Consider the following 19,777-nt stretch of genomic DNA (forward strand, 5'->3'; position numbering starts at 1 on the left):
ACATGCCCATATTACGCTGACATTACTATTCTATTAATGAAGGGTTTTCATATAGTACATGAATATTCAAGAAAGCACCCGAGTACAATCGTTGTTAGAGGGCATTGTCTTCTATGCATCGGCAACCACTCGTAGAGGAGGGATCGTATGCAATCTCAACATGAGGAGAACGGAATTGTAACGCTAAGTGTCGAAGGTGAGAATTTGGTCAAAGATAGTCCTTTGTACAACGAGGGATTACGTCCAACCCGCAAGAGTGAGCACAATTGGACATCGTACAACTTTGCGAGTTTATGGATCGGCATGTGCATCTGCCTGCCTTCTTACTCCCTTGCTGCAGGTCTCATCTCACTTGGCATGAATTGGTGGCAGGCTGTCAGCACAATTATTCTAGGCAATCTCATCGTCCTCATCCCGATCTTGCTCAACTCTCATGCCGGCACCAAGTATGGAATTCCGTATCCTGTCTTTGCAAGGTTGTGGTTCGGCTCTAAGGGCACGCACATCCCTTCTCTCGCCCGAGGTCTTATTGGTGCAGGCTGGTTTGGCATCAATTGCTGGTTCGCTGGCGCTGCGATGGATACATTACTCGTTGCCATGAGTGGTTGGGAGAATGTACCCGGACATCTTGGGATCAGCTTTATTGTCATGTGGGCATTTAATGTCTATTTAGCATATCGAGGTCCTGAAGCGATTCGCCGAATGGAATTTTGGGCAGCTCCTACTCTAATTGTCATGAGCCTTGCCCTACTTGGGTGGGCTTTAACAGCTGCAGGCGGTTGGGGTCCGATGCTATCCGCTCCTTCGAAGTTCACAACAACAAGCGAGTTTTTAACCGTATTCTTCCCAGCCCTAACAGGGGCCATTGCTTTCTGGGCAACCCTTGCACTGAATATTCCTGACTTCTGTCGATACTCTAAGAGTCAGAAAGCGCAAATTGTGGGTCAATCCACTTCCCTGCCTACAACAATGGGCGCATTCTCCTTCATTGGCGTAGCCGTGGCTTCTGCAACTGTCGTTATTTATGGCGAAGCCATTTGGGATCCTGCAGCTTTGCTTGCGAAATTCCCACCGTTTGTCATTTTCCTAGGAACACTAGGGATTATTCTTGCAACCGTTACCACGAATGTCGCAGCGAATATGATTGCACCCGCAAGAGCGATTGAGAATCTTGTTCCTCGAAAAATAACGTATGGCATGGGGGTACTCATTACAGGTGTCGTCTCCCTTCTCATGCAACCGTGGTACATCTTAGACAACTTCGGCAACTATATTTTCCTCTGGCTTGGGACGTATGGAGCCCTGCTTGGACCGATTGACGGGATTGCCATCGCCGACTATTGGTTCGTTCGTAAGCGGAGAATTCATTTGGCAGAATTGTACCAAGTGGATGGAAGATACAATTATCGAGGTGGTTTTAACTTAAAAGCAATATGGGCGCTCGTCTTCGGACTTGCGATCACCTTTGCCTGCAAATTCATTCCTTCCCTTACTTTTGTGTGGGATAATGCGTGGATATTCGGCTTAGTCATCTCCATGCTCGCGTATACGTGGCTTATGAATAAAGATCAGACGCTGGTGAGTGAAACCGAGTATAAATCAATTACGAATAAAGCTATAGAAGCAGCGAAATAGTACAACGTTTCCTTTTTGATGAAAAAAATAGGCATTTGCTCACCATCCTAGGCATTCGCACATATTGTGAATTATTTCGATAAAAGGAGCTAATTCACAATGTTTGCTTATCCAATGCGGTATATGCCACCCTGCTGTATAACGATGTCAGCCCTCCAACTATCTAATAGCATGCGATCCGTCTGGGAACAACATGTAGCATGGACTCGCATGACCATCATTAGCATTGCTGCAGGACTCCCAGATGAAAAGCTTGTAACTGAGCGCTTGCTGCGCAATGCAACAGACATGGCAGCTCTCTTAAAGCCATACTACGGCAATGAGATTGCTGCTCAGTTCGAAGCATTAATTCGCGATCATCTTGTCATTGCAGATCGACTCGTCAAAGCCGCTAAAGCCGGCAATACAGCGAAAGTGAATGAGGAAGAGAAGAATTGGTATAAGAATGCGGATGACATTGTCGCTTTCATGAACAGCATCAATCCATTCTGGCCTATCTATGAGATGAAGCCGATGTTCTATGAGCACTTAGCCTTAACGAAGAAAGAAGCAGTCGCTAGACTGCAAGGCAATTTTGCTGCTGACATCGCAGCCTACGATCAGATTGAAGCAGAAGCTCTAATGATGGCAGACCTTTTTACAAAAGGGATCATTCAGCAATTCCCGTATGCATTCTGTATGTAAATACCAACTTCTAAACAGGCAAAACATCGATAACCCAAGAGCACACTCACTTGCATAAAGTGATGGCTTTTGGGTTATTTTTGACTATAATGTAACAAAATAATGAAACACCATGAAACAACCTGATTAATCATGAAAAATCAATTGACAACCACAAGCCTTAATAAGTAAAATCAAACAGGAACATGAACTATTTTCCAAAATAAAAGGAGCCTTTCACTTATGTTAGCTGAACAACGTAGACAATTAATCTTGGACATTCTCGAACAAGAATCACGCATCGTTGCTAAAGATCTAGCAGAGAAGTTCCAATTATCGATCGATTCCATTAGGCGGGATCTCTCTATTATGGAAGACCAAGGCTTACTGAAAAAAACGTACGGAGGCGCCATTCCGCCAACAAAAGTACGTACATTTCCCCTGCCTGAATCCATGAGATATAGAGAGGGTTCACCGAGTCAAGACGAGATTGCGAAGCTGGCGGTTTCTTATATCAAAGAAAATGAAACGGTGTTCATTGGCGGTGCTGGTATTCACTACGGCATGCTGAAACATCTATCTCGATCCATGTTCTTCACCGTTGTAACGAACTCGCTCAAAGTAGCTCAGACCATTCGAGAGTGGGACAATATCGATTCCTACATCATTGGTGGCAAGCTGCATGCCCAATCTGGAAACCTGAATGATTCACTTGCCATTGAGCAAATTCAGAGCTTCTCATTTGATGTATGTTTTCTAACGGGCGCGGGTCTAACAGAGAAAGGGCTCAGCACAGCTACACCCGATGGTGCAAGCTTTGCACGAGCAGTAAGTAAGGTTTCACGTAAAAAAATCGGTTTGGCTCCATTTGATAAAATAGGTATTCAAAAATTTGCTAGTTCTGTCCGATTACAAGATATAGATATTGTCATAACAGATGAGGAAGCTGATCAATCATTCATTCAGCACATGGAGGCGCAAGGTGTACAAGTCCTTCTCGCTCCCCCTCATAATGAAAGGAATTTAACTGATGAAGTGCCTTCAGATCGAACAATCCCTGAACTTGCAGGGCAATGTTAAAATACCAGGTTCCAAGAATAGCGCGTTAGCTTTACTCGCGGCTTCTTTTTTAACGGATGAACAAGTTGTCTTAACAGGCATTCCAAATATTGCTGACTTTGATGTGATTACGAGCATTGCAAGTGATCTTGGCGCGCAGATGACGCGTCTAGACAATGAAGATGTGCTTATCGATCCTCGATCCATATATCAAACTTATATTGCTCCTGAAAAATCATTGAAAGTGCGTACAGCCTATTATTTTGCAGGGGCATTACTTGCGAAACATGGAAAAGTCGAGATTGGCTATCCAGGTGGGGATGATTTCGTTAGTCGTCCAATCGATCAGCACTATAAAGTGTTCGAAGCGATGGGTGCTACGTTCACCCTTCACAAACATACATATGTCGTTGAAGCACGTGAGCTTCACGGCGCTGACATTTACTTTGACATGATCACATCTGGCGCTACGATTAATGCGATGCTTGCTGCTGTTCGTGCCAAAGGACGCACAACCCTTCGCAATGCGGCTAGAGACCCTGAAGTTGTAGATACCGCGAATCTGCTCAATCAGATGGGAGCCAAGGTGAAAGGTGCTGGAACAGATCTAATCCATATTGAAGGCGTAAGCTCCTTACATGGATGCTCTTACACGGTCATACCCGATCGCTTGATCGCAGGTGCACTTCTCATTTCAGCTGGTGCAACAGGTGGTAGCATTACGGTAGAAGATATCATTCCCGAGCATTTAAGTTCATGCCTAGCCAAGTTAATTGAGATCGGTGTGGATATCCAGACGAATGATAATTCCATTACTGCCTCCTCCACAGGTAAACTACGGGCAACACGGATTCGCACCGGCATGTACCCTAGCTTTGCAACGGATTTGCAGCAGCCAATGACTGCCCTACTCACTCAAGCGCAAGGCAAGAGTATCGTTACCGATCCGATTTATCCGAAGCGCTTTAGTCATGTTCCACAATTAATGCAGCTAGGTGCTGACATGAAGGTGCGTTCAGGTACTGCTTTTATCAAAGGCGGGATCCCTCTGCGAGGCAGTCATGTACATGCTACCGATATCCGTGCAGGCTTCTGTTTACTTATTGCGGGACTTACGGCAGAAGGTACGACAACGATCTCCGGTGTTCATCACTTTGAGCGCGGCTATGACAGCTTCGTGGAGACGTTTCAATCCCTTGGTGCAAACTTAAGCATGCAGCCACTTGCTGAAGAGAAACAATCACTAATAAGACAATACGTGTAGACTAACAATCATATAACTTGTACACAAAAGAAGCTGCCGCATCACGCGACAGCTTCTTCTTATGGATTGGCTTAAGCCAAGTGCTTCACTATATCTTCAATCATGCGGAATGAATTCCTTGAAGCTTGTACCGTAAATTCACCGAAGTTCACATGTGCAGAGCCGTCTGCCTTGTCCGACATCGAACGAATGATCACAAATGGTATCTCATTCATGGAGCACACCTGAGCAACAGAAGCCCCTTCCATCTCTGTACAAGTTCCTTCAAGTTCTGTATGCAGCTGACTCACCACTTCACGACTAGCCACGAACTGATCACCTGATAGAACGCGTCCATGCTTAGAGCGTCCTGGGAATAGTCGGGAGCTAGATGCTAATGCTAATTCAACTAATTGTGGATCAGCTTGGAATATTGAAATTTCTTCGTATGGAATGATGCCGCGAGCGAATCCAAGTGGGGTTACGTCCATATCATGCTGCATGCACTCTTTGGATACCACAATGTCGCCAATGTTAAGTTCCGGATCAAGCGCACCCGCTACACCTGTAAAGATGATAGATTTCACCTCAAATGTATCAATTAAGATTTGTGTACATACCGCAGCATTCACTTTACCTACGCCTGTACGACAAACCACTACATTTTTCCCATGAAAAATACCAGTATGGAACACAATGCCCGCTCTCTTCGTCTGAGTCACATTGTCCATAGCTTGAAGCAAAAGCTCAATCTCTTCATTCATTGCGCCAATTAGCGCGATTTGATCCATTTTCATTCCATTTCCCCCTCAGTTCGCAAGAAAAAATGGCTCATTAGAGATGAGCCACTGAATTTCTTTTCATAATTGAATGCGGTAGAACAACTTGTGGTTGTTCAATTTGTTCTTTGTTCATCAGCTTCGTCAGTAGACGCATTGCAACTGCACCAATGTCATACATCGGTTGTGCAACTGTCGTTAGAAGCGGTCGAACCATCGATGCCATATTGATGTTATCAATTGACATCACCGAGATGTCGCCAGGAACCGTTAAGCCCTGATCTTGGATCGCGTGAATCGCGCCAATTGCCATCTCATCCGTTGCGGAGAACACAGCCGTCGGGCGGTCTTCCAACTCAAGAAAATAATTCATCGCTTCGATACCGGAATCATATCGATAATTTCCTACACGCACATATTCCTCAGGGAGCGGAATGTTGGCATTATCTAGTGCGCGCTTAAAGCCTTGGTAACGAGCATATCCATTCGCTGGATCTTGCAGACTTCCTGAAATCATCGCGATTTTCCGGTGACCGTTGTCGATTAATAATTGCGTTGCATCGAAAGCCGCTTGTTCGTGGTCAATGTTTACGGATGGAATCTTGCGCTCATCGTCCACTGTTCCACAAAGTACAATCGGAATGGAAGCCGTCTGGAATGCTGCCAAGTGATCCTCAGTAACAACACCACCCATGAAGAGCAGCCCGTCCACTTGCTTCTCAAGCAATGTATTAATGACACGAATTTCTTTATCTTTCTTCTTATCCGCATTACTCAAAATAATATTGTAGTGGTACATATTCGCAATATCTTCAATCCCGCGTGCGACTTCAGCGAAGATCGAGTTCGAAATATCCGGAATCACTACACCAACAGTTGTCGTCTTCTTCGATGCAAGGCCTCTTGCTACTGCATTCGGACGATAGCCTAGACGCTCGATTGCCTCATATACTTTCTTACGAGTTTGTGGCTTCACATTCGGGTTGTTATTCACAACACGCGATACGGTTGCCATCGATACGCCAGCTTCTCTTGCTACGTCATAAATCGTTACGGTCACGGCACACTCTCCATTTCAAAAATGTTTACGCTCCCAAAATGTTATACAGGTTATCATACGATAAATGAAAGCTTAATGCAACGAACCGTGCTGTTAAATCGCAAATCGATCCGGTTTGAGTCGAATTTCGCTGATTTGTGCCAGTCGCCTATGAATGTCTTGAGTCCAACACGGATCTTGCAGCGTCTGCGCGAGCAGTAGCATATCAAGCAGCTCATTCATTCGTTCATCCAGGGACTTGCGAAAGACAGCCATAGAGATCGGATATTCCAAATGTTTCATAAGTAGTGCCACAATCTCGGACTTCTCCTCGAACATCACCGTTAGACGCTCTTCTTGCTTCTCGTACTGACTAATTGTACTCTTCAGGTCTTCTTTAATGATCGGATACACTTCATTACTGCCACATTGTTCGCAACTATATACGGGCACATTCTCAATTTCTAGCTTGCTTTGAAAAATAATCGTTCGAAGTGTAATATGTATCGAATTTCCGCATGAACAGTTTTTTTCCATGAATGACACCTCAATTGTTCCAATTGACACTCTCTATTTCTACTTTCACTCCCTGTTCTCCTTCTATTCTGACTCCTACATTTTAACGATTCGTGAAAATATGCTAGACTAGGAGAACAAAGTACTTACTCGATACAGGAGGCATATCTTATGCGTTTAGCTAATAAAAAAGTAATCTGTTTAGTAGATGAAGAATTTGAAGATTTAGAACTTTGGTATCCGATTTATCGCGTTCGTGAGGAAGGCGCTGAAGTCCATTTAGTTGGCGCAGAGAAAGGCCATACTTACATGGGCAAATATGGCGTTCCTGCGAAAAGCGACTATTCATTCGATGAAATCGACAGTAACGATTATGATGCGATTCTTGTTCCTGGTGGTTGGGCACCAGATAAGCTTCGCCGCTACAGTAAAGTGCTACAAATGGTGCAGGAAATGGATGCTGCGGGTAAACCAATCGGGCAAATTTGCCATGCAGGCTGGGTACTCATCTCTGCCAAAATCTTAAATGGACGCAAAGTCACTTCAACACCAGGTATTAAAGACGATATGGAGAATGCAGGAAGTGAGTGGTTTGACGAAGCTGTCGTTGTAGATAGCAACATCGTATCCGCGCGCAGACCGCCAGATTTGCCACCTTATGCAAAAGCATTCTGCGATGCGATCGCAGCTCGTGCTTAGGAATCCATGTAAAAAGCTCCCAGCCATTAGGCTTGGGAGCTTTCCTATTCATACATCAACTACTTAGATGGATTCACACGCATTTTTCTCATTCACTTCACTTAGCATTGTATGAATCTCCTCACTTGAGCCACAAGCAAGCAGCGGTTCGAGCATCGCTTCACATTCTGACGCATTTAAGCGCATCACTTGCTGCTTCACTTGGAGCAGTGAAGGTACAGACATACTCAGTTCCTGAATGCCAAGTCCGAGCCATAGCGGCAATGCCCTCACATCACCCGCCATCTCTCCGCATACCGCAATCGAGATACCTGCCCGCTTCGCAGCATCTGCAATTAGCTTGAGCAATCGAATAACAGCAGGATGGAACGGCTCGTACAGATAAGCCACCTTCTCATTCATTCGGTCAACCGCAAGCGTATATTGAACAAGATCGTTCGTACCAATGGAGAAGAAACTCACTTCCTTCGCAAGTACGTCCGCTATTAATGCAGCCCCAGGAACTTCGATCATAATGCCAACTTCAATATCCTGTGCATAGGCAATACCTTCTGCCATCAATTCTGCTTTCGCTGTTTCAAGCATCGCATTCGCTTCTCTGACCTCAGCTAGCGAGCTAATCATCGGGTACATCACTTTCACATTCCCTACTGCTGCCGCTCGTAGTATTGCCCTTAATTGCGCCTTGAATCGATCTTTGCGATCTAGTGAAATACGAATTGCACGATAGCCAAGGAATGGATTATCTTCACTCACAAGCGGCCAGCAATCTGGTTTCTTATCGCCACCAATATCGAGTGTTCGAATGACAAGCGGTTTATCACCTAGAGTTTCTGCAGCCCGCACATATACTTCATATTGTTCTTGCTCGGTCGGGAGCGTCGCGCGATCCATATACAACATCTCTGAACGGAATAATCCAACTCCAGATGCCCCATACGAAAGTGCTTTCTCTAACTCCTTATCTGAACTCATATTCGCAGCCAAGTGAACTTCACGTCCATCTTGTGTAACAGACTCAAGACCTACAATATCCTTTAAGTTTTCACGGGAACGCAGCCATTTCATCTTACGTTCTTGATATTTAAAAATAATTGCATCATCCGGGTTCACATAAATAACACCCTCATCCCCATCTAGAATGAGGAAATCCCCTGTATGAATCGGACGGAGTAACTTACCTTCAAGTCCAAGTACATACGGAATAGACATCGCCCGCATCATAATTGACGTATGCGAGTTCATCCCGCCAAGCATCATTGCGACCCCAAGCACTTGATTCGGGTCTAGATGGGCAAGCTGTGAAGGTGTTAATTCTTTGCCGACTAAGAGATACGGTTCATCAGATGGCAGAAGGGTTTCTTCATGATCACCTAATAGATGTTTGAGCAGTCGATTGCCGACATCCTTGATATCTAGCGCACGCTCTTTCATATACTCATCATCGATGCCATTAAACATATCGACAAATTTATCAATTACTTCTTTAACTGCCACTTCGGCTGCTTTGGATTGACGCTCGATAATATCTTCAATCTCATTCATGAAGACAGGATCTTCTAAGATCGCCATATGCGCATCAAAAATGTGTGATGGTTCTGGACCGATGACTTCCACAATATCTTGCTTAATGTGTTCGAGCTCATCTTTGGATGAACGGATACCATTGTATAGCTTCTCAAACTCTCCCGCCAGATCGGATACATCGATGATTTTCTCCGGCAAATCCCACTCCCACGTCGGAACGACGAATGCCCGTCCCATTGCTATTCCCGACGATGCGCCGATGCCTTTGATCATTCGGTATTCCCCCCGGTATTTTCTTTAGTTTTCAGCACGACCGACATGACCGATCTTTGCCCCTTCTTAACCGCTTTATACGGAGCGAAACTCCAAGACTTCACACGATCCGAATTGGTAATCACCATCGGAGTTGCCAATGATGGACAATGTTTCTTAACCTGCTCCAAATTAAATTTAATGAGTAGTTGCCCCGTCTCCACGATATCATTTTCTTTAACGAGCGCTTGGAACCATTCCCCAGGTAAATTAGATGTATCAATACCGATGTGAAGCAGTACTTCTAATCCCTCTTCTGTCTCAATTCCTAGCGCGTGCATCGAAGGATACACTTGAATAATCCGCCCGTCCACAGGAGCTAATAACTCCCCTTTTTCAGGGATAAAGGCAACACCATTTCCAACCATTTTACTAGCAAAAATTCGATCTGGTACTTCAGCTAGTTCAATCATCTTCCCTTGCATCGGTGCACTGAACATGACTAAACTTTGTTCTTTACGAAGTACCTTGGCAATCTCTTCTCGAATCAGTTCGGAATATGTACCGAATACCACTTGCACATTACCCCCACCTAATCGAATGACGCCTGCTGCACCTAAGTGCTTCAGCGCCCCTGTATCCATCAAACGATCGTTAGCAAGCGTCAGTCTTAACCTTGTAATACATGCTTCTATCTTCTTAATATTATCTTTTCCACCTAATGCTTGTACGATTAGCGGCGCGCGATAAGGAATATCGCCTGCCCACTCTTCGAGTGATGACCCTTCTTCTCGACCTGGTGTCGGAATGTCGAACCTACGAATCGCCCAGCGGAACAACCGATAATAGAGTACGCCGTATCCGAGTCCTATTGGAATAAGAAGCCACGCATTCGTTGATAGATGCAAGTTTAATAGAAAGTCAATTGCACCTGGTGAAAAAGAGAATCCATGATGAATGTCCAGCTGATAAGCCAGCCACATCGCAGTCCCTGAAAGAAATGCATGAATGAAGAACAAATACGGAGCTACAAAAAGAAATGCAAATTCAATCGGCTCAGTCACACCCGTTAGGAACGATGTTAACGCAGCCGTCAAGAATATCACTTTGACTTTCCCTTGTAAATCCTCACGTGCTTCCCGAATGATCGCCAGTGCAATAGCAGGCAGTGCGAACATCATGATCGGGAACATCCCTGCCATATAAATACCAGCTGTCGGGTCTCCAGCAAAGAATCGCGGTAAATCACCGTGTACGATAGCTCCGCTTGCAGTTGTAAATGTCCCGACTTCGAATGAGAAGAAGTTGCTTAATATATGATGCAATCCGGTTGGAATCAATAACCGCAGTAGCACACCATACATGAATGAACCGATTCCACCCATTCCAATGAGCGTATTTCCAATTTGAGTCAGTCCACCTGTAACGATTGGCTCAATCAGCAAGGACACATAAGCAAGTCCAATTGCTGCGATCCCCGCCACGAGCGGCACAATCCTCGGACCTCCGAATGATTGCAAATACTCAGGTAAACGAACATTTTTAAATCGATGATAAATAATAGCTGCCATAATTCCAACAAGAATGCCGCTAAGCACACCGAACTGCATACCTGGGTTTACACCTTTAATGAGCTCTGTGTACAACAAGTAGGATAGAAGTGCTGACATTCCTGAGATTGCCGAGCTTTCTGTCAAACCTAGAGCGACGCCAACGGCAAATATATATGGCAAATAAGCAAAAATCGTATTACCCGCTAAGCGCAATGTGTCTGCAAATGGCCCTGCATGCACAGCGTCCCACGGTAAATTACCTAGAAACAGCAATATTGCTGCTAATGGAAGCGCAATTGTAGGAAGCATTAAAGATCGTCCTAATTGCTGCAAATTCCCCATCCAATTCAACTGCCGCGACCTCCTCTCTTGCTTAATGGTAAGGGCATATTGTTTTTTTGTCAAAATGATCGCATAACGACAAAGAAGCTGTCTACAAAGAGACAACTTCTTCTAAATTACACACAATCATTCGTTCACCAACTACTATCCATTAGGAAACTGTGTCTTATATCCACTAAACTGCTGGTATGCTTGTTGTTTATCTTGATCACAGGCTGCTTTCATCTTGTACCAACCCTTTTGGAACATGAGATCGAACAGTTCGACTTGGGATTTGTGTACGTTATTCAAGATCGTCTGGATCGAGTCATGTAACCGCGGCATCTGCATTTCATTAAGTCCTGTATTGTACCCATTCGTCAAATATTTTTCATAAGCGAGAATGTCATTGATCAAGTCACGATCATTAATCTCTGGACCTTTCACTTGTGGTAATTGTCCAGTTTGCGGCATTGCAATTTCAACTTTTGTCATCGTTTACACCTCCTGATTACTGTAAGAATCCAAGTATTGTTTCATAATTTTGTTGATGCTTCTTTCCTGTAGACCGAATCAAATTCCCGATTTCTTGATCCTGACAACGATTCGCTGCATCATTGCATTTTTTAATCATGAGTAGTTCCCATGACAAGTAATCCTTCACATAACTTAGTTCTTTATCTGTGAGCTGATTACGATCCGATGTTGTTGTCGTATTGCTGCTGTTAGCGTTACTGTTGCTGTTTGGCATCTTAGTGAGCACCTACCTATTCATTTCTTTTTTTAAAAAGAATACTGATTCGCGTAATTCGCCTCCGAGTGGAAGTCGATCTCATCTTCATACGCATCGAACTCTTCGTTATACAACGCTTCTACAGTCTGACTCGTTGCAAATTCAACATCCGCGTAAGCATGCATGCCTTCATCATTGGCATAATTAGCGTTATCCCGATCGAAATATAGACTGTTGTCCATCGCATTACCCCCTCCTTTTTCAAAAAGTTGCAAGAACTAGGTAAACACATCTTTCGTAGTCTACCTGTTTCAATTCCAATTTATTTATGGAGGCGTCTTAAAAAAGAAAAAGCACTTGAAATTCATTTTTCAATGAATCTCAAATGCTTCTTATTTAAGGGCGTTCAGGTTTAAGAATGGAGTCTTCCACCTTGATACAGCGATCCATAATAACGGTTAGTCCCGCTTCGCGTGCGATACGCTCGGCTTCCTCATTCACAATGCCAAGCTGCAACCAGAATATACGAGCCTTTATCTGTGCGGCCTGCTCTGCAACAGGAATGACTTCCTCTGGACGACGATATACATTCACAATATCCACGGGCTCTGGAATATCAAGCAAGGATGGATAGCATTTCTCCCCAAGTATGTAATCTGACTTTGAATTCGGATTAACAGGGATAATGCGGTATCCGCGGGCTTGCATCGCTTCTGTTACCATATAGGAAGTGCGGTTAGGTCGATCCGACAAACCCACAACAGCAATAGTACCTGCTGAAGCTAGAATTTGTTTGATCTGTTCACGTGATGGATTTTCAAAAGTCATTTGGAATCCCTCCTAAATATGAACCTCTTATTGCGTATATGACAGTCCTTGCTTGCCAAGCGCTTCCCAAGACCCTAAGAATTGCTCCTTGTTAATCTTATATGCCGCCTTCCCGCCATACGGATCATTCACGTACACATTTTCTTCATCATAACCGACTAATAGTACAGCATGCTCGGAAAAGGTCGTCTTGATAGGGCCAATTGATGTATCCCACACAACCCAATTCGTCGGCTCCATGAAATTAATCGTCGTCCATATTAAGACTGGCTTGCCTTGCGCAATTTGTGCTTCATAATCTGCGAAAGGACGCTCTGTCAAATCAAATGAGCTAGGCACATACTTCTGCATCAGCGGCAATAGTGCCTTATGATAAATGGCAAATCCCTTTGCTTTAGGTGTTGCATCCCCAACATAACCTATATTCGGATTCCCCCAAGACTTAATCGTACCGTCCTTGTTCCACTCGATCGGCGTTTCGTCTTTTGGGACTTCTTCATTAAGCTCCATCTTCGATTTATTCACTCCAGCATATTGAAGCAACATCGCAAGCGACGTAATTTCACATCCAGCGGGAAGCTCTGGATTTTGCCGAATTAATGGTGCTGTGATCATAGCTGAACTAGGATGTGCCACAGGTGTCAGTTCAGGTGCTGGGGTTGCCTCCACAATAGCTGGCGGCGTTGTTAACGCTAGCGGCATCTGTTTCGAATGCTGATAGCGATCATAGAATATTGCTACGATGACACCGCTAGTTGCAAGTAAGGCTAGTATAAGAACAAAAGCTGTCCATACTTTTATTCCTCTCCAGAGTACGGTCATTTACTCATCACCAATTCATCATTCTCGCTATAAGCGGCTAGTCTTCGATTCGTTCGATCTGAGCACCTAGTGCCTCCAAGTGGTCAAAGTATTGTGGATACGACTTTGCTACATGGTGAGCATCATTGATCGTAAGCCCTTGTTTGGAACGAAGTCCTACAACCGTTAGTGCCATAATAACACGATGATCATAATGCGCATTAATCTCTACGCCGCCTTCAACCCCTTCAGGGCGACCGTGCACGATAATTTCACTTTGACGTTCTTCAACATTCGCGCCCGCTTTGCGCAGTTCATTTAAGTAATCGGTAATACGATCACATTCCTTGTAACGTAAATTTTCTACATTGTAGAAACGTGAAGTTCCTTCTGCGAAAACGCTAGCTGCAACCATTGCCAGTACGCCATCTGTGAAATGATCCCCGTCAAACTCGCCAGCCTTAAGCTTCGAGTTCCCTAATACATGCACAACACCATTCTCATGCGTTAAATTCACACCCATAGCTTGTAGCACATCGACACACGCTCGTTCACCTTGCTTGGAGTGCTCCGAAAGTCTATTTAACGTAACATCAGAATTTGTTACCGCTGCTGCTGCTAGAACTGCTGCAGATCCAGGGTAATCGCCTTGTACGACGTATTTCTGCGCTTTAAATGCTTGACGACCCGGAATTTTGTAATGCATTAGATCTTCCGACGCATGCACCACAATACCCGCTTCTGCCAATACTTCGAGCGTCTGCCCCACGATAATTTTCGATTTCAAATCATGCAAAACTTCAATCTCTGAATCTTCTTCTAATAGAGGGGCCATGAATAGAAGCGCACTCAAATATTGAGAAGAAACATTTCCTGATACGGTAATTTTACCACCGCGTGGCTTACCACCTTGGATACGGATTGGGAGTCTGCCTTCATTATGCGTAACTTTAATACCCATCTGCTCTAAAGAATCTATTAAATCCTGATGCGGTCGTTTACCGAGCGATTCAGGATATGTATTAACGAATGTAACATCCTCACAGAATGCCGCTGTACCCATAAGAAAACGAAGTACTGCACCTGCGTTGCCTACATTAAGTTCACTCACATGTTTCGGATGACGACCAAAGCCTTGAATGGTCATTTTCTCATCGTCTTCTTCAACAATTGCACCCAGATCGCGAATACATCTGCGCATCGCATCACTATCTTCACTATGAGCCGGATAGTAGATCGTACTTGTCCCTTCTGCTAATGCACCTAGCAGCAAGTAGCGAGTGGTATAATTTTTTGAAGATAATGCATTAATACTTCCTTGAAGCTTGGATGTTGGTTTTACAATCGCTTTCATACGTCTCTCTCCTTGAATAAAAATTGGCTATTTTTATTTAAATTGTTTTGCCACCATATAACCGATAAAGGCAAACCCAATACCTATAACATAAGTAAATAATGTATACAATATAAAATTACGTTTACCTCGACCTCGGAGCAGCTTCACACTATCAAGTTGAATCGTCGAAAATGTCGTGAATGCGCCAAGAAACCCTGTTCCAAAACCGAGTTTAACTGGCTCGATCGCGGCAACTCCCCACATACACCCGAGTGCAAATGAGCCAAGTATATTAACTGACAGTGTACCATATGGCAACTTACTTGGGAATCGTTTGCTGATAAAGGAAGCCAGCTTATACCTCGCAATAGCGCCGCAAAATCCACCTACACATATCAAGGCGAGCCACCATAATTCAAAACTCAATCGGTGCTCACCTCCTTGTTACGACCACGCTCAGCAAGCTGTACCCCTAGATAACACAGTCCAAGCCCTCCAATTACACTGATCATGACATAGAGCAAAGCAGCACCATACTGTCCCAGCTCCATAAACTGAACCGTCTCCCAGCTGAATGTTGAAAAAGTTGTGAACGAGCCAATAAATCCTGTCGTTATCACGACTCGAAGCTGATCGGTTAACCGCTTCAATAGCACATAAGACAAAAATCCAAGGATAAAGCTGCCGATCCAATTGCAGGCTAAAGTTCCCCATGGAAAGCTACCCGCTTGAGAGGGATTTGCAAGGCTCGAAAGTCCATATCGGCATAGTGCACCTATGACCCCTGCAAATCCGACATAGAAGGTCGTCAAGTTCACTCACTCCTTAATGTTTGACAAATGATGGCGGGCTTCCTTAAGATGAAGATGACATTCATCACAATTATCTTATAGGAGGCGATCCAGATGGACCCTATTATATACCCTTCGGAAGTTAAATCCCGTCTTGAGAATGGCGAGAAATTAACGATTATTGATGTTCGTGAAGATGAAGAAGTAGCACAAGGCATGATTCCAACTGCTGTACATATTCGTCTACATGATTTGCCACACCGTCACAATGAAATTCCAGAATCCGAAGAAATCATTCTTGTATGCCGTAGTGGCGGCCGCAGTGGAACTGCACAAGATTACTTAGATTCACTTGGCTATACAGGTCTTCGTAACATGGTTGGTGGTATGTTAGAGTGGGTTACACTCGACTAATCTTGCCAAATTGTTCTTGGATGAGCGCGACAAGTTCATCCGCACTACCCATGGTAGTGTCAATGTTAAAGTCAGAAAAGTCATACAAGCCTTGACGCTGCTCCATCATGGTTGCGACGCGCTCACGCACATCACCTTGTAACAAAGGACGGTTCGTATCCCCTTGCACCCTCTCGACAATTGTGTCCAGAGGAGCTGTAAGAGTGATCACGCAGCCGTTCTTTTGCATATTCGTACAGTTAACTGGGTTTAGAACAGCTCCACCGCCGAATGACACGACTTGATTCGTTCCACTTAGCACCTGACAAATGACTTCACTTTCTAATTCACGAAAATAACCTTCCCCATCTTCTGCGAAGATTTGTGGAATCGTTCTTCCTGCCTGCTTCACAATTTCTTGATCTGTATCGACAAATGTCCATCCTAATTGTTCAGCAAGCTTCAAACCAACTGTAGATTTCCCCGTCCCCATAAAGCCAATTAGCAATATGTTATGTATTGGTACCGTTCTCTCCATTACGTAATCTCCCCTATATCATCGACATTTCTATCGCTTAATTTCAATTTATAATGATACGACCACAGACATGTAAATATCAGTGGAGTCCTCACGATCTACCTTGAAACCGAATCGTTCATACAATCGCTTAGCAGAACTTCCTTGCAAAGCATTTAAAGTCACCTTTTTTCCACGAACAACATCTTGATTAAGTAGGTGTTCTAATACCTGGCCACCAATACCCTTGCCTTGGTAATCCGGATGAATGTAGAAATGCTCTAACAGATAGCCATCTATTATCGGTTTAAACGCAATACAACCCATAAAGGATGAATCCATCTTTATTATCCAAGTATGCTCAGGATCGAATGCACCACGAAAACGCTCGCGAACCCTCACTTCATCAAAGACTCCTAATCTTGTTAAATCATCGCGTAATACAATTGCCCGCAAATCAGCTAGGATCTCAACATCCGAAATGTCGGATTGATGAAGAGTAAATTGCCCCATCTATGATGACAACTCCTTTTTACCCCAATCATAGAACGAGTCTTCTTATTTATCAAATATTTTACCTAAAAAAAGGTTGGAGTGACTCTGACTAATCAGAATCAACCCCAACCTTTTATTTATTTTAGTTTATTGCTGAAAAAAATTAATTTCCCAACCAGTTGTAGTGGAACACGCCTTCTTTGTCCACACGGTTGAATGTGTGTGCGCCGAAGTAGTCACGTTGAGCTTGTAGCAAGTTTGCTGGCAGACGCTCAGAGCGGTAGGAATCGAAGTATGCAAGTGCAGAAGCGAACGCTGGTACTGGAATACCACGTTTTACTGCGATTGCAACTACGTTTCTCCATGCGTCTTGGTAGTTCTCAACGATCGTTTTGAAGTACTCATCAAGCAACAAGTTTTTAAGACCTGGATCTTTATCGTATGCGTCCATGATGTTTTGCAAGAAACGAGCGCGAATAATGCAGCCGCCACGGAAAATTTTCGCGATGGAGCTGTATTGCAAGTCCCAATTGTACTCTTCAGATGCTGCACGCATTTGCGCGAATCCTTGTGCATAAGAGCAAATTTTACTTGCATAAAGCGCTTTACGTACCGCTTCTACAAACTCATTCTTGTCGCCATCAAATGCTGGAACCGTTGGTCCAGACAATACTTTAGAAGCTGCTACACGCTCTTCTTTCATCGCGGAGATGAAACGGGAGAATACAGATTCCGTGATAATGGAAAGAGGTACACCAAGATCTAGAGAGCTTTGGCTTGTCCACTTGCCAGTACCTTTTTGACCCGCTGTGTCCAAGATTACGTCAACCATTGGCTTGCCTGTTTCTTCATCGTATTTTGTGAAAATATCTCTTGTAATTTCAATGAGGTAGGAATCAAGTTCACCGTTGTTCCACTCCGAGAAGATCTCGTGAAGTGCTGGTGCATCCAAACCTACAACGTCTTTAAGTAATTGGTAAGCTTCGCAAATTAATTGCATGTCGCCATACTCGATGCCGTTGTGAACCATTTTTACATAGTGTCCAGCACCGTCTGGTCCGATATATGTGCAGCAAGCATCTTCGCCAACTTTAGCTGAGATTGCTGTAAGAATCGGTTCAACAAGCTCGTAAGCATCTTTTTGACCACCTGGCATAATTGCAGGACCAAGAAGAGCGCCTTCCTCACCACCGGATACACCAGTACCGATGAAGCGGAAACCTTTTGCTTGCAAGTCTTTATTACGACGAACGGTATCAGGGAAATATGCGTTACCGCCATCAATTAGAATATCCCCTTCATCAAGAAGTGGAACTAAACCTTCTATTGTTGCATCAGTTGGGCCGCCAGCTTTAACCATAATTAAGATTTTGCGGGGCTTTTCCAAGGATTGTACGAACTCTTCTAATGTGAAAGTGCCGATTAGCTTCTTATCAGATGCTTCCTCAAGCAATTCTCTCGTTTTCTCAGCAGAACGATTGAATACGGATACCGTATAGCCTCTGCTTTCAATGTTTAGCGCAAGGTTTTTACCCATTACTGCAAGTCCAATAACACCGATTTGTCCTTTTGACATATGGTTCTGACACCTATCCTTCCCTCTATACAGCTTCTAGCAATATTGAAGTATACCGCGAGCCATTATTGTCTCTAATTTAACGTTCCCGTAAAAGGATAACTCATCCATCTACTGATTACCTTCACTTGCTATCTTTAGATGATAAACTTGCGGCAAGGGGATGTCAATTTCTTCGTTCACACAAAACATAAATAAACCCAGATGCCAAATATTTCCGGCTTCCGGGTTATTTCTCATCATATTCGATTCGACTTCTTTCACATCTCAAGTAAAAGCATCTCCTGTCTCAGCTCTGCGAGCCGCCCTTTACATGCTTGAATTTCTTTTGTATCTCCACCATTTATTGCATCGAATAAACTTGCGAGCTCATAATCCAGCTCCATACGGAGTATAGGAATGCGTTCATCCGTCCGCTTCGAACGAAATGCTTTTATCATGTCTTCAATTGATACAATTGGCTCCTTCTGAAAAAGCACCTTATGCTCAACACCTGTAATTTCAACCATGCGGATCGTTTCACCAAACATAATATTCTCAATAACCACCTGCCGATCACGGAACCGCTTTACAATCGCATGACCTCGTGTATCCCCGATCAGCTTCTCCATCATCTCTACAAGCTTCTCATCGCGAAAAGAGTAGTTACCCACTATTTTGTAACGATCGCCAATTCGTTCAAACTTCAATTTGACGAGCTTACGTCCAGAGCGAATGGACACGATAAATTGTCCTTCATTCTCACTCCAGTACAAGGAGTACCCTTCTTGAATCAATGCTTTAATGAAAATACGGATTCGCCGGCGGTCAAAACGTAGTTCCAAATTGCAGTATTCAACTTCATTGTTTTTACTCACGGCAATTCCTCCTTTGGCGCATGACATTCTTGAAACCCTTTTCATTTCGTATTTCTGTTAGGAAGACAAACTTATGAGATAAGATATCTTATTAAGATTCATATGTATCTGCAACTTGGTCCTTGACATATTTTTCGTAAAAATGAGGCTATATTTCAGCAATG

At 43.9% G+C, this 19,777-nt stretch carries 23 protein-coding genes; 6 read left to right on the top strand and 17 right to left on the bottom strand.

The features are described 5' to 3' along the window. Nucleotides 1-147: 147 nt before the first annotated feature. The 4 genes from NV379_RS04105 to murA all read left to right on the top strand — a co-directional run bounded on the left by NV379_RS04105 (nt 148) and on the right by murA (nt 4,621). On the top strand, nt 148-1,635 hold the full coding sequence (locus NV379_RS04105) for an NCS1 family nucleobase:cation symporter-1 (RefSeq protein ID WP_258205988.1): 1,488 nt from the start codon (nt 148-150) through the stop codon (nt 1,633-1,635). A 99-nt stretch (nt 1,636-1,734) separates the two neighbouring features. Beyond that, the gene (locus NV379_RS04110; RefSeq protein ID WP_258205989.1) at nt 1,735-2,319 is read left to right on the top strand and encodes an acetylglutamate kinase; all 585 of its coding nucleotides are present in this window, start codon (nt 1,735-1,737) and stop codon (nt 2,317-2,319) included. Between the two features lie 222 nt (nt 2,320-2,541). Beyond that, nucleotides 2,542-3,378 (top strand): DeoR/GlpR family DNA-binding transcription regulator, encoded by an 837-nt coding sequence (locus NV379_RS04115; RefSeq protein ID WP_258205990.1) that lies wholly within the window; start codon nt 2,542-2,544, stop codon nt 3,376-3,378. Further along, nucleotides 3,329-4,621, top strand: a complete 1,293-nt coding sequence (murA, locus tag NV379_RS04120; RefSeq protein ID WP_258205991.1) for a UDP-N-acetylglucosamine 1-carboxyvinyltransferase — start codon at nt 3,329-3,331, stop codon at nt 4,619-4,621. The genes NV379_RS04115 and murA overlap by 50 nt, the downstream gene beginning before the upstream one ends. Nucleotides 4,622-4,692: 71 nt before the next feature. On the opposite strand, the gene NV379_RS04125 is transcribed toward murA, so the two are convergent. The 3 genes from NV379_RS04125 to NV379_RS04135 all read right to left on the bottom strand — a co-directional run bounded on the left by NV379_RS04125 (nt 4,693) and on the right by NV379_RS04135 (nt 6,985). After that, complete coding sequence (locus tag NV379_RS04125) at nt 4,693-5,397, bottom strand: 5'-methylthioadenosine/adenosylhomocysteine nucleosidase (protein ID WP_373426071.1); 705 nt, start codon at nt 5,395-5,397, stop codon at nt 4,693-4,695. A 37-nt stretch (nt 5,398-5,434) separates the two neighbouring features. After that, nucleotides 5,435-6,439: a catabolite control protein A gene (gene ccpA / locus NV379_RS04130; protein ID WP_258205992.1), complete on the bottom strand. Its 1,005-nt coding sequence runs from the start codon at nt 6,437-6,439 to the stop codon at nt 5,435-5,437. A gap of 93 nt (nt 6,440-6,532) precedes the next feature. Beyond that, nucleotides 6,533-6,985, bottom strand: coding sequence for a hypothetical protein (locus NV379_RS04135; RefSeq protein ID WP_258205993.1), 453 nt, complete (start codon nt 6,983-6,985; stop codon nt 6,533-6,535). Nucleotides 6,986-7,105: 120 nt separating this feature from the next. On the opposite strand from NV379_RS04135, the gene NV379_RS04140 reads away from it, so the two are divergent. Beyond that, a complete protein-coding gene (locus NV379_RS04140) occupies nt 7,106-7,633 on the top strand; it encodes a type 1 glutamine amidotransferase domain-containing protein (RefSeq protein ID WP_258205994.1) in 528 nt (175 codons plus the stop codon). Between the two features lie 63 nt (nt 7,634-7,696). Here NV379_RS04140 and ptsP read toward each other — a convergent pair whose 3' ends face one another. The 10 genes from ptsP to crcB (NV379_RS04190) all read right to left on the bottom strand — a co-directional run bounded on the left by ptsP (nt 7,697) and on the right by crcB (NV379_RS04190) (nt 15,796). Then, nucleotides 7,697-9,433: a phosphoenolpyruvate--protein phosphotransferase gene (gene ptsP / locus NV379_RS04145; protein WP_258205995.1), complete on the bottom strand. Its 1,737-nt coding sequence runs from the start codon at nt 9,431-9,433 to the stop codon at nt 7,697-7,699. After that, a complete protein-coding gene (locus NV379_RS04150; RefSeq protein WP_258205996.1) occupies nt 9,430-11,316 on the bottom strand; it encodes a glucose PTS transporter subunit IIA in 1,887 nt (628 codons plus the stop codon). Before NV379_RS04150 ends, ptsP begins: the two co-directional genes overlap by 4 nt. A 135-nt stretch (nt 11,317-11,451) precedes the next feature. Then, nucleotides 11,452-11,781, bottom strand: coding sequence for a spore coat protein (locus NV379_RS04155; RefSeq protein ID WP_258205997.1), 330 nt, complete (start codon nt 11,779-11,781; stop codon nt 11,452-11,454). A gap of 16 nt (nt 11,782-11,797) precedes the next feature. Further along, entirely contained in the window at nt 11,798-12,037 is a 240-nt protein-coding gene (locus tag NV379_RS04160) for a hypothetical protein (RefSeq protein ID WP_258205998.1), read from the bottom strand. A gap of 32 nt (nt 12,038-12,069) precedes the next feature. Further along, entirely contained in the window at nt 12,070-12,261 is a 192-nt protein-coding gene (locus tag NV379_RS04165) for a hypothetical protein (protein WP_258205999.1), read from the bottom strand. Nucleotides 12,262-12,415: 154 nt separating this feature from the next. Then, nucleotides 12,416-12,847 (bottom strand): CoA-binding protein, encoded by a 432-nt coding sequence (locus NV379_RS04170; RefSeq protein ID WP_258206000.1) that lies wholly within the window; start codon nt 12,845-12,847, stop codon nt 12,416-12,418. A 27-nt stretch (nt 12,848-12,874) separates the two neighbouring features. Continuing rightward, complete coding sequence (locus NV379_RS04175; RefSeq protein WP_258206001.1) at nt 12,875-13,669, bottom strand: C39 family peptidase; 795 nt, start codon at nt 13,667-13,669, stop codon at nt 12,875-12,877. 37 nt (nt 13,670-13,706) lie between these two features. Then, complete coding sequence (gene aroA / locus NV379_RS04180) at nt 13,707-15,002, bottom strand: 3-phosphoshikimate 1-carboxyvinyltransferase (RefSeq protein WP_258206002.1); 1,296 nt, start codon at nt 15,000-15,002, stop codon at nt 13,707-13,709. Between the two features lie 33 nt (nt 15,003-15,035). Continuing rightward, nucleotides 15,036-15,410 (bottom strand): fluoride efflux transporter CrcB, encoded by a 375-nt coding sequence (gene crcB, locus NV379_RS04185; RefSeq protein WP_258206003.1) that lies wholly within the window; start codon nt 15,408-15,410, stop codon nt 15,036-15,038. Continuing rightward, entirely contained in the window at nt 15,407-15,796 is a 390-nt protein-coding gene (gene crcB, locus NV379_RS04190) for a fluoride efflux transporter CrcB (RefSeq protein WP_258206004.1), read from the bottom strand. The genes crcB (NV379_RS04185) and crcB (NV379_RS04190) overlap by 4 nt, the downstream gene beginning before the upstream one ends. Before the next feature lie 93 nt (nt 15,797-15,889). On the opposite strand from crcB (NV379_RS04190), the gene NV379_RS04195 reads away from it, so the two are divergent. Further along, complete coding sequence (locus tag NV379_RS04195) at nt 15,890-16,189, top strand: rhodanese-like domain-containing protein (protein ID WP_258206005.1); 300 nt, start codon at nt 15,890-15,892, stop codon at nt 16,187-16,189. On the opposite strand, the gene NV379_RS04200 is transcribed toward NV379_RS04195, so the two are convergent. From NV379_RS04200 to NV379_RS04215, 4 genes are all read right to left on the bottom strand, one after another. Further along, on the bottom strand, nt 16,176-16,706 hold the full coding sequence (locus NV379_RS04200; protein WP_258206006.1) for a shikimate kinase: 531 nt from the start codon (nt 16,704-16,706) through the stop codon (nt 16,176-16,178). The two genes, NV379_RS04195 and NV379_RS04200, sit on opposite strands and share 14 nt — an antisense overlap. Before the next feature lie 48 nt (nt 16,707-16,754). Then, complete coding sequence (locus tag NV379_RS04205; RefSeq protein WP_258206007.1) at nt 16,755-17,198, bottom strand: GNAT family N-acetyltransferase; 444 nt, start codon at nt 17,196-17,198, stop codon at nt 16,755-16,757. A 145-nt stretch (nt 17,199-17,343) separates the two neighbouring features. After that, nucleotides 17,344-18,756 (bottom strand): NADP-dependent phosphogluconate dehydrogenase, encoded by a 1,413-nt coding sequence (gene gnd / locus NV379_RS04210; protein WP_258206008.1) that lies wholly within the window; start codon nt 18,754-18,756, stop codon nt 17,344-17,346. A 260-nt stretch (nt 18,757-19,016) separates the two neighbouring features. After that, nucleotides 19,017-19,613 carry a YkzI domain-containing protein gene (locus tag NV379_RS04215; protein WP_258206009.1) on the bottom strand — a complete coding sequence of 199 codons (597 nt, stop codon included), beginning with the start codon at nt 19,611-19,613 and terminating at the stop codon, nt 19,017-19,019. Nucleotides 19,614-19,777: the final 164 nt, after the last annotated feature.

Origin of the sequence: Paenibacillus radicibacter, from assembly GCF_024721995.1 — a bacterium.
Lineage (GTDB): Bacteria > Bacillota > Bacilli > Paenibacillales > NBRC-103111 > Paenibacillus_AM > Paenibacillus_AM radicibacter.